General features: G+C 73.8%; 10 protein-coding genes. 6 read left to right on the forward strand and 4 right to left on the reverse strand.

All coding sequences use genetic code 11. The features are described 5' to 3' along the window. Nucleotides 1-460, reverse strand: a 460-nt coding sequence (locus tag ASG00_RS17765; RefSeq protein ID WP_327037499.1) for a nitrilase-related carbon-nitrogen hydrolase, incomplete at its 3' end; no start/stop codon positions are given. Nucleotides 461-627: 167 nt separating this feature from the next. Between ASG00_RS17765 and ASG00_RS08060 the strand changes: the two genes are divergently transcribed. The 5 genes from ASG00_RS08060 (at nucleotide 628) to ASG00_RS08080 (ending at nucleotide 6,391) form a co-directional block, all read left to right on the forward strand. Beyond that, nucleotides 628-1,974: an aminotransferase class I/II-fold pyridoxal phosphate-dependent enzyme gene (locus ASG00_RS08060; RefSeq protein ID WP_056208324.1), complete on the forward strand. Its 1,347-nt coding sequence runs from the start codon at nucleotides 628-630 to the stop codon at nucleotides 1,972-1,974. Between the two features lie 262 nt (nucleotides 1,975-2,236). After that, nucleotides 2,237-3,418 carry a sensor histidine kinase gene (locus tag ASG00_RS08065; protein WP_056208327.1) on the forward strand — a complete coding sequence of 394 codons (1,182 nt, stop codon included), beginning with the start codon at nucleotides 2,237-2,239 and terminating at the stop codon, nucleotides 3,416-3,418. Then, a complete protein-coding gene (locus tag ASG00_RS08070; RefSeq protein WP_056208330.1) occupies nucleotides 3,415-4,053 on the forward strand; it encodes a response regulator in 639 nt (212 codons plus the stop codon). The genes ASG00_RS08065 and ASG00_RS08070 overlap by 4 nt, the downstream gene beginning before the upstream one ends. 110 nt (nucleotides 4,054-4,163) lie before the next feature. Beyond that, nucleotides 4,164-4,940: an ABC transporter ATP-binding protein gene (locus ASG00_RS08075; RefSeq protein WP_045247433.1), complete on the forward strand. Its 777-nt coding sequence runs from the start codon at nucleotides 4,164-4,166 to the stop codon at nucleotides 4,938-4,940. Next, the gene (locus tag ASG00_RS08080) at nucleotides 4,937-6,391 is read left to right on the forward strand and encodes an ABC transporter permease (RefSeq protein ID WP_056208332.1); all 1,455 of its coding nucleotides are present in this window, start codon (nucleotides 4,937-4,939) and stop codon (nucleotides 6,389-6,391) included. Before ASG00_RS08075 ends, ASG00_RS08080 begins: the two co-directional genes overlap by 4 nt. Before the next feature lie 342 nt (nucleotides 6,392-6,733). Here ASG00_RS08080 and ASG00_RS08085 read toward each other — a convergent pair whose 3' ends face one another. Then, on the reverse strand, nucleotides 6,734-7,222 hold the full coding sequence (locus ASG00_RS08085; RefSeq protein WP_056208336.1) for a hypothetical protein: 489 nt from the start codon (nucleotides 7,220-7,222) through the stop codon (nucleotides 6,734-6,736). Between the two features lie 53 nt (nucleotides 7,223-7,275). On the opposite strand from ASG00_RS08085, the gene ASG00_RS08090 reads away from it, so the two are divergent. Further along, nucleotides 7,276-7,896: a 2-phosphosulfolactate phosphatase gene (locus ASG00_RS08090; RefSeq protein WP_056208339.1), complete on the forward strand. Its 621-nt coding sequence runs from the start codon at nucleotides 7,276-7,278 to the stop codon at nucleotides 7,894-7,896. 90 nt (nucleotides 7,897-7,986) lie between these two features. On the opposite strand, the gene ASG00_RS08095 is transcribed toward ASG00_RS08090, so the two are convergent. Both ASG00_RS08095 and ASG00_RS08100 read right to left on the reverse strand, forming a co-directional pair. After that, nucleotides 7,987-8,475: a SprT-like domain-containing protein gene (locus ASG00_RS08095; protein WP_045247436.1), complete on the reverse strand. Its 489-nt coding sequence runs from the start codon at nucleotides 8,473-8,475 to the stop codon at nucleotides 7,987-7,989. A 29-nt stretch (nucleotides 8,476-8,504) separates the two neighbouring features. Then, nucleotides 8,505-9,038 (reverse strand): hypothetical protein, encoded by a 534-nt coding sequence (locus ASG00_RS08100; RefSeq protein ID WP_056208341.1) that lies wholly within the window; start codon nucleotides 9,036-9,038, stop codon nucleotides 8,505-8,507. Nucleotides 9,039-9,308 lie beyond the last annotated feature (270 nt).

Genomic DNA, 9,308 nt, shown 5'->3' on the forward strand with positions numbered 1-9,308 from the left:
AGCAGATCACCACGCCGACCTTGCCGACGGCGGTGTCGAAGACCGGGTAGCCGAGGTTGCCCGGACGGAAGTAGAACTTCTCCCAGAACTTCTCGACGTGGGGGATGTGGTTCTTGCGGTACTTGCCGACGATGGTGCCGTCGGCGTCGACGACGACGGCGGTGTTGTAGTAGACGCCGGTCTGCTCCTCCTCGTAGATCGGGAGGATCATGACCATGCTCAGCTCCTTGGCGAGCGCGGCGAAGCGCTGCACGATGGGGCCGTCGGCGGGCTCCGCGTACCGGTAGTACTTCTTGTCCTGCGTGATGCCGAAGTAGGGGCCGTAGAAGAGCTCTTGGAAGCAGATGACCTGCGCTCCCTGGGCCGCGGCATCCCGGGCGAACTGCTCGTGCTTGTCGAGCATCGATGCCTTGTCGCCCGTCCAGGTGGTCTGCGTGATGGCCGCGCGTACCGTCGTCATGTTCGCCTCCGTCGACGTCTGTGCACCCGCGCAGCGATCACCGCTGACGGGGTGCGACGGACGCGCCGGCGGGGTCATCCCGTTCTGTTACTGTTCTGCTTGAACATTTCTCTTCGGTTTCCCGCTGTGACGCATCCGTAAATCTCGTGCGCCGGGAAGGACATCGGATGCCGCGCCTCGCCGCCCTCGCGAACCTCGCCGAGCGCACGCCGCGCGCGATCGCCGCAGAGATCGCCCGCCTGGTCACGGAGGGTGCTCTCGCCCCGGGCGAGCGGCTGCCGACGGTGCGCGAGGTGGCATCGGATCTCGGAGTGTCGGCCGGCACGGTGAGCGCCGCATGGCACGCGCTCTCGGGTGCCGGGGTCATCGTCTCGCGCGGGCGGGCGGGCTCGTTCGTGCGGGTCGATCGCGCCGGCTGGCTGAGCCCCCGGGTGCAGGATCTCGCCGCTGCGCCCCTCGAGACGCGGCTCGACCTCTCGCTCGGCACGCCCGATCCCGCCCTGCTGCCGCCGCTCGAGGCGGCGTTCTCGCGGGTGTCGCCCCGAGCCGACACCGGCCGCTACCACGACCTGCCGGTGCTGCCCGAGCTCGGTGCCCTCTTCGCCGAGACCTGGCCGTCGCCCGCCGAGACGATCACCGTCGTCGATGGGGCGCTGGACGGCATCGCCCGCACCCTCGAGCAGGTCGTGCGCTTCGGGGACCGGGTCGCCGTCGAGTCGCCCGGGTTCCCGTACTTCTTCGATCTGCTCGAGGCGCTGGGCGCCGAGGCGGTCCCTCTCGAGCTCGATGCCCTGGGCGTCGCGCCGGCGTCGCTGCAGCGCGCACTCGTGCGGCGACCGAGCGCGGTCATCCTGCAGCCACGGGCCCAGAACCCCACCGGCGCATCGATGGACGCCGAACGTGCCCGCGCGCTCGCGCGCGTGATGCGCGCCGCTCCCGGTGGCGACCGCGTCGTCGTGATCGAGGACGACCACTCCGGTCTCATCTGCTCGGCGCCCGATGTGACCCTCGCCCGGTGGATCCCGGGTCAGGTCGTGCACGTGCGCAGCTTCTCGAAGTCGCACGGGCCCGACCTGCGCATCGCCGCGCTCGGCGGGCCGGCGCACATCGTCGAGCGGGTGGTCTCGCGACGCATGCTCGGCCCGGGGTGGACGTCGCGGCTGCTGCAGACGGTGCTGCTCGGCCTCCTCACCGATGACGGCGCCGTCGCGCGGGTGCGCACCGCCCGTCTCGTCTACCGCGACCGGGTCGACCGCCTCGCGGTCGCGCTGCGCAAACGCGGCATCGACGTCGGCGACCCCGACGGAATCAACCTCTGGCTCCCCGTCGTCTCCGAGCGCGCGGCCCTCGTGAGGCTGGCCGCCGCGGGCATCGCGGTGGCGGCCGGGTCGCCGTTCGTGATGGGCGAGCCGCCCGAGGCGCACGTGCGGGTGACGGCCGGGCTCGCGGCATCCAATGTGCTCGGCATCGCCGACGCGCTCGCTGACGCGGCCGTCGCCCCGCCGCTCACCTGACCGGCGCGCGGCCCGGCGGCTCCCACCCCACCCGCCGCGCGCCCGTCGGTGGTTCCCATCCCACCCGCCGCGCGCACCGTCGGAACTTTTGGCCGCCACGCCGTGCTGTGGCATCCGCCTGCGGCGTGTCAGGCAGAAGTTCCGACCGTGCGCGGCGAGTCGGCGGGCGATGCGGAGGCGAGTGCGCTGCGACGAAAGTGGCCGCACCCGAATACACCCCGAGACGGATGCCGCGTCCGGCCGCCTCCCGTAGCGTGAGACGGTGTTCCGACCCCTGACCCGCCCGCAACTGGCGTTCGACCTCGTGCTCGCCGCGGGGTTCGTGCTGCTCCTGGTGCTGCCGGAGCTCACGCCGTACTGGTTCGGCACGGTCGGATTCGGGCCGGCGCAGCCCGTCGTCGGACTCGTCTTCGCTGCCGCCGTCGCCGCGCGCCGCTGGTCGCCGGCGCTCGCGCTGGGGCTCGCGTGGCTCGCCGCGATCGGACAGATGGTCGCCCTGCTGACCCCGCGCCCGAGCAATCTCGGCGCCCTGATCGTGCTGTATGCCGTCGCGGCGTACGGCTCCCGGCGGATGTCCCGTCTCGCCCTCGCCTCCGCCGTCGGCGGGGCGGCCATCGCGACCGCGTACCTGTCGATCTTCCAGGGCGTGTGGGGGCTGGCCGCCGCGACGAACCGCTTCTCGTTCCCGCTCGAGCGAGTCGTGATCGTCGGCTTCGTGTTCGCCTTGATCCTGTTCGCGCTGCTGCTGTCGTGGACGGCCGGAGCCCTCGTGCGCTCGATCCGGGTCTCCCGCGAGACCCGGGAGGCCCAGCGCCGCGCCGAGGCGGAGGCGGCGGCCGAGCAGGAGCGGGTGCGCATCGCCCGCGACATGCACGACATCGTCGGCCACTCGCTGGCGGTGGTGATCGCCCAGGCCGACGGGGCGCGGTACGCCGCGGCATCCGACCCCGAGGCGACGACCGCGGCCCTCGCGACGATCGCGTCGACGGCCCGCGCCGCGCTCACCGACGTGCGCCTGCTGCTCGAGCAGCTGCGGCACAGCCAAGGCGCCGGCCCGCAGCCCGGACTCGCCGACCTCGATGCGCTGTTCGCGCAGGTGCACGGGGCGGGCATCGACCTGCGGGTGGAGGTGCGTCCGCCGCTCGCCGATCCGCCGGCACCGCTGCAGCTGGCGGTCTACCGCATCGTGCAGGAGGCGCTCACGAACGCCCTGCGCCACGGCGACGGCGGCGCGGTGAGCGTGCGGGTCGCGTGGAGCGAGGAAGCCGTGTCGGTCGAGGTGCGCAACGGCGTGCGCCCGGGCGGTGAGCCGAGCGCCCCGGCGCCGGGCCACGGCATCATCGGCATGACCGAGCGTGCCCACCTCGTCGGCGGATCGCTCGGCGCGGCGCCCCGCGGCGACGAGTTCGTCGTCGTGGCGGTTCTCCCGCGGGGCCTCGCGTGATCCGGGTGGTGCTGGTCGACGACCAGGCGCTGTTCCGCGCGGGCATCCGCATGGTGCTCGACTCGCAGCCCGACATCGAGGTGGTCGGCGAGGCGGGCGACGGGCGCGAGGGCGTCGCAGTCGCGCGGGTGATGCGCCCCGACATCGTGCTGATGGACATCCGCATGCCCGTCCTCGACGGCATCGCCGCGACGGCGGAGCTACTGGGCGACGACGACCCGCCCCGCGTCGTCATGCTCACCACGTTCGACCTCGACGAGGCCGCCGCGCGCGCGATCCGGGAGGGCGCGAGCGGCTTCCTGCTGAAGGACGCCGAGCCCGAGTTCCTCCTCGCCGCGGTGCGCACGGTGCACGCGGGGTCTGCGGTGATCGCGGCATCCGCGACCCGCGAGCTGTTCGCATCGATGACGGATGCCGCACCCCGCCCCGCGCCCGCGGCCTTCGCCGCCCTCACCGAGCGCGAGCGGGAGATCTTCGCGCTCGCCGCGCGCGGGCTCTCCAACGCCGAGATCGCGACGGGAGAGTTCCTGTCGGAGGCCACGGTCAAGACCCACGTCAGCCGCATCCTCACGAAGCTCGGCCTGCGCGACCGCGTGCAGCTCGTCGTGTTCGCGTACGAGCACGGGCTCGCCTGACGCGCACCGGCACGCGGCGACGCGCGCCGCGCGAGGTCATCCTCCGGGATGACCCCGATGCGACCCGCGGGCGACGCGGCATCCGGGCGCGTCTTCGTAGCGTCGACGACATGGATGACTCGACCACCCCGCCCCCGCCCGCCGCGCGCGTCGCGCACCTCACCAAGACCTACGGCTCGACCGACAACCCGGTGCGCGCCCTCGACGACGTCTCGCTCTCGATCGGGCGCGGCGAGTTCACCGCGATCATGGGCCCGTCGGGGTCGGGAAAGTCCACGCTCATGCACGTGATGGCGGCGCTCGACGCTCCGACGTCGGGTCGGGTGTGGCTGGGGGAGACGGAGATCACCGGTCTCGGCGACACCGAGCTGACGCTGCTGCGCCGTCGTCGCATCGGCTTCGTCTTCCAGGCGTTCAACCTGGTGCCCACCCTCGACGTGCGCGGCAACATCGCCCTGCCGATCGAGCTCGACGGGCGTGCGCCGACCGCGCTCGAGCGGGCACGCATCGACGGGCTCGTCGAGTCGCTCGGTCTCGCGAACCGGCTCACCCATCGCCCGCACGAGCTCTCCGGCGGCCAGCAGCAGCGCGTCGCGATCGCCCGCGCCCTCGCCACCGCGCCCGACCTCGTGTTCGCGGACGAGCCGACCGGCAACCTCGACTCCCGTTCGGGCGCCGAGGTGCTGCGCCTGCTGCAGACCGCGTCGCGCGAGCACGGACAGTCGATCGCGATGGTCACCCACGACCCGATCGCCGCGAGTCACGCCGACCGCGTCGTACACCTCGCCGACGGTCGCGTCGTCGCCGACACCCGCGGCCAGAGCGCCGAGGAGATCTCGGCGTTCATGACGGCTCGCGAGCTGCGCGCCACTGAGGCCGCGTCATGACCGCGGTGACCGCCGTCGCCTCGCCGCCGCGCGTGCGGATCGGCGGGTTCTCGCTGCGCGAGCGCGGAACCGGCGCCACCGTGCTGATCGCCGCGGTCGCGACCGCGTTCGCCGTCGTGCTGCTGAGCGCGACCGCGTTCCTGTCGGCCTCGATCTCCGCCAACCCGCACGTCGGCGAGTCGCGCACGTTCGCGGTGGTCAGTGGCATCCTCACGAGCCTGCTCGTCGGGGTCGCCGTGTACGTCGCCTCGATCGTCACGGCGAACACGTTCGCGACGGTCGTCGCGGGCCGCGTACGCCAGATCGCCCTGTTGCGTCTGCTCGGCTCCACCGCCCGCTCCCAGCGCCGCGACGTCGCCCGCCTCGGACTCGTCGCGGGGATCGTCGGCGCCGTCGCGGGGCTCGTCGGCGGCACGGTGCTGTCGTTCGCCGGCGTGTGGGTGCTCGAGAATGCCTACGGCATCGCGGCGCCCGGGCTCGAACTGATCCGCCCGGTGCTCCTCGTGCCGGCGGCGGTGGTCGCGCTCACCACGTGGGCCGGCGCGTGGGCGGGCTCGCGTCGGGTGCTGCGGGTCACGCCGATGGCCGCGCTCGGACAGGCGGTCGAGGCATCCACTCAGGAGCTGTCGCGCTCGCACGGCCGCACGGTCGCCGCGCTCGTGCTCGGGGCGTCGGGTGTAGGCCTTCTCGCGCTCGGCGTCGTCGTAGGGCTCTCTTCGCCCTATGGCGTGCTCATCGCGTTCCCCGGCGGGCTCCTCTCATTCACCGCCCTCGCCCTGGGCGCGCACCTCGTGATGCCGCCGGTGCTGCGTCTGATCGGTCGCCTCTTCGGCCGGTCGGCCGTCGCCCGCCTCGCCGCAGAGAACGCGCTGCGGCATCCGGAGCGGTCCAGTCGTATGGCGATCGCGCTCGTGATGGGCGTCGCGCTCGTGATGATGTTCGCCGTCGCCGGCTCCAGCGCGATCGGCGTGCTCGTCGCCTCCGCCGGTGGTGAGGCGCCGCCGGAGATGACCGCGGGCTTCACCGGATTCACCACGGTCATGATGGCCCTCGTCGCCGTCTGCGGAGTGATCGCCGCGATCGGCGTCGTCGACCAGCTCGCGCTCGGTGTGCATCAGCGGCGCCGCGAGTTCGCGCTGCTGCGCGCCCTCGGGCTCTCGTCCCGGCAGGTGCGGCTGGTCGTGCTGCTCGAGGCGGTGCACCTCGTGCTCGCGTCGCTCGTCGTCGGCATCGTGCTCGGCACCGCGTACGGCTGGGCGGGGGCGCAGGCCGTGCTCGGGTCGGTGAAGCTGACGCCGGATGCCGCGGCCACCCTGGTCTGGCCGGTGATCCCGCCGATCCCGCTCATCGTGGTGATCGCGGCGACCGTGGTCGTCGCCCTGGTGGCGACGGTCGTGCCGACGCGCATCGCGACCCGCACGAGCCCGGTCGCCGCCCTCGCGCAGGACTGAGCGCGGCGCGCGCACGGCGCTCGGCGCGCGTCGAGTGGGGTCCTCCCCCGCCGCTCGGCGCCCCCACCTCGGCGCCCCCGCCTCGGGGACAGCTCCGCGACCCACTCCGCGCCCTCCGCGCGCCACTCCGCGCCCCCCGCGCGCATCGTCGGAACTTCTGGCCGCCACCCCGCGCCGCGGCATCCGTGCTCGGCGCGTCGGTCGGAAGTTCCGACGTTGTGCGGAGGGTGTGTTCGCCCGACGGGCGAACACCTCGGGGTCAGAGGGCGGGTCACACCCCGGGTCACACCCCGGGGTCGCACCGCGGGCTGATCCAGGGTCACACCGCGGGTCGGCGCGCGGTCAGGGCTGCGGGTCGTGCGCCCACGAGGGCGCGAGCGCACGGATGCGCGTCGCCCGCCACTGCCAGGTCGCCCACAGGCCGGGCCAGAGGGCGGGCGCCGCGCGTCCGCCGATGACGAGGCGCTCGCGCCAGAGCGTGCGGCGGGGATCCCCAGGTGCGGCCGAGATCGCCATCTGGTGGTCCCAGACATCGAGCGCCGCGAGCGGCCCGGTGAGCGGGGTGCCCGAGTCCCGCACGATGCGCACCTGACCGTCGGGGCCGTCGACGACGCGATCGGTGATCGCGATGAGCTGCCGCCCGATCGTGATGCCCGCGGCGACCAGGTCGACCGCGGCATCCGTCCCGGGCTCCCAGCGGGTCGGCAGCGGCTCGAGCGGCCGCATCTCGACGAGCGGTCCGTACAGCTCCGCCGCGGCGCGCGGCGAGTGCACGGCGCGCCAGGCGGCATCCGCATCGCAGTCGATCACGAACTTCAGCAGCACGCGCATGCGCCCAGTGTCACACGGGTGGCCGTCCGCGCGGGGCGGCATACGCTGGCAGGATGCCGTCCCCCGCCGATCAGTCCCGCTATCAGGTGCGTGTCGAGTGGGGGGTGGCGGGCCTCGCCCGCCTCGCGCCGGCCGATGTCGTGGTGGTGGTCGACGTACTGCGCCTGTCGACGACGGTGACGGATGCCGCGGCCCGCGGCGACTCCGCCGCGCTCACCGATCTCGCGGGGCAGTCGGGCGCACCGGTCGCGGTGGCTGCGGCGGCGAGCGGGGCGACGGTGTTCGCGGGGTCGCTGCGCAACCCCGGGGCGGTCGCACGCGCGGTGCTCCACGAGCAGCACCGTCGCGGGCAGCGCACCTCGATCGCGGTGATCGCCGCCGGAGAGCGCGACGGCGACGACGTGCGGTTCGCCGTGGAGGATCTCTTCGGCGCGGGGGCGGTTGTATCCGCTCTCGGCGATCTCGGTGTCGATCACACGTCGCCCGAGGCGGCCGCGGCGTGCGAGGCGTTCCGCGGGCTTCGACCGGCCCTGCGCCACCTGCTCACCGCGAGCGGCAGCGGCCAGGAGTTGATCGCGGGTGACGCGCGGGCCGACGTGCTCGCCGCCGCCGAGGTCGACGCGGTCGACGCGGTCGCGGTGCTGCGCGACGGCGTGTTCGTTCCGCGTGCCTGAGCGCGCGGCGACGTGTTCGTGCCGCTCGGCTGAGAGCGCGGCGACGTCAGCGACGCCCGCCCCGACCATCGGCGACGCCGCAGACTCCGCTCAGCGGGGCGTCATCGCGGCGCGCCGTTGTGCCGGCGTGATCTCACGCCGCGACCAGACCAGCACGAAGCGCGGGTCGAACCGGGGGGCGCATTTCGCGCACGACGTGGCGCGCACGGCGCGTCGGTGCCGGTAGACGGTGTGCCCGGCCGGGCAGACGCCGACCCACGGCGCGAGCTCTGTCGCGGTCTCGCCGCGGTGGGTCGTGCCGCCGACGTAGCCCAGGTCGTGCGCGATCGCCTTCCAGGCCGGCCCGTGCCCGGCGTCGACGCCCGCGAGGGCGTGCGCGACCTCGTGCAGCAGGGTCTGGTGGTTGGCGTCGTCGTCGAACCGTGCCGCGAGGTAGCGCGAGACGGTGATGCGCTTGCGCGTGTAGTCGCATTGGCCGGCCCGCAACTTCGCGGCATCGAACGCGAACGTCCATCCGTCGTCGAGGTGCAGCCGGATCAGGGCCTCGGCCCAGGTGCGCACGCGATGCAGTTCGGACATGATGGAAGACTAGAACAAAGGTACGACAGTCAGCCGGCGATGCTCGCGGCGGCGCCCGCGCGCATGCGGTCGAGCAGGTCGATGGCGAGCAGCGTCGAGGTGAGCTCCTCCTCGGATGCCCCGGCCTCCCGTCGCAGGAACAGGGTGGCTTTCACATCGGCGCGAGCCCCATCGAGCTCGCCGAGCTCGAGGCGCACCTTGGCGCGGTGCTGGTAGGCGAACGCGGCGATGCGGGCGAGGCCGAGCCCCTCCGCCTCCTCGGCGCACAGGGTGAGCTCCTGGTCGGCGGCGGCGAGCTGACCGCGGAACTGCTGCACCGTCGCGTGCAGGATGCGCGCCCGCAGCAGGTCGCGACGGGTGCCGGCCATGCGGGCCGTGCGCACCGCGACCTCCGCGACCTCACGAGCCTCGTCGAGCTGGTCGGTCACCTTCAGCAGCCAGACGCGCTCGAGCAGCGCGGGCAGGCTGCGCTGGCCGTCGATCTCCTCGAGGCGCTCGCGGCACGCGCGCGGGTCGACGATCTCCCGCAGGGTCTGGTGGTCGTATCCCTGGATGTAGCTCACGACATCGCCTCCCCGTCTTGCGCGGCCCCGCTCCAGTCTGCGGGCTCCCGCGCCCTCGGGAGCCGAGGGCGCGCCGCGACGGCGTGTCCTAGGCTCGCCGTGTGCCGACCTCCGCGCCCCGCGTCCGCGTGCTCGGCCCGGTCGAGGTCGACGCCGTCGACGGTGCGGTGTCGACTCTCGCGGGTCCGACGGCGCGCGCCCTCGTGGCCGCTCTCGCGCTGGCCTCGCCTCCCGGATCGTCGGTCGGCGTCGAGGCGCTCGCCGACGAGG

Origin of the sequence: Microbacterium sp. Leaf351 (genome assembly GCF_001423825.1) — a bacterium.
Taxonomy (GTDB): domain Bacteria; phylum Actinomycetota; class Actinomycetes; order Actinomycetales; family Microbacteriaceae; genus Microbacterium; species Microbacterium ginsengisoli.

Coding starts and splice junctions, on each gene's coding strand:
- ASG00_RS08060 (WP_056208324.1), top strand. CDS start 628: ATGCCGCGCCTCGCCGCCCTCGCGAACCTCGCCGAGCGCACGCCGCGC.
- ASG00_RS08075 (WP_045247433.1), top strand. CDS start 4,164: ATGGATGACTCGACCACCCCGCCCCCGCCCGCCGCGCGCGTCGCGCAC.
- ASG00_RS08080 (WP_056208332.1), top strand. CDS start 4,937: ATGACCGCGGTGACCGCCGTCGCCTCGCCGCCGCGCGTGCGGATCGGC.
- ASG00_RS08085 (WP_056208336.1), bottom strand. CDS start 7,222: ATGCGCGTGCTGCTGAAGTTCGTGATCGACTGCGATGCGGATGCCGCC.
- ASG00_RS08090 (WP_056208339.1), top strand. CDS start 7,276: ATGCCGTCCCCCGCCGATCAGTCCCGCTATCAGGTGCGTGTCGAGTGG.
- ASG00_RS08095 (WP_045247436.1), bottom strand. CDS start 8,475: ATGTCCGAACTGCATCGCGTGCGCACCTGGGCCGAGGCCCTGATCCGG.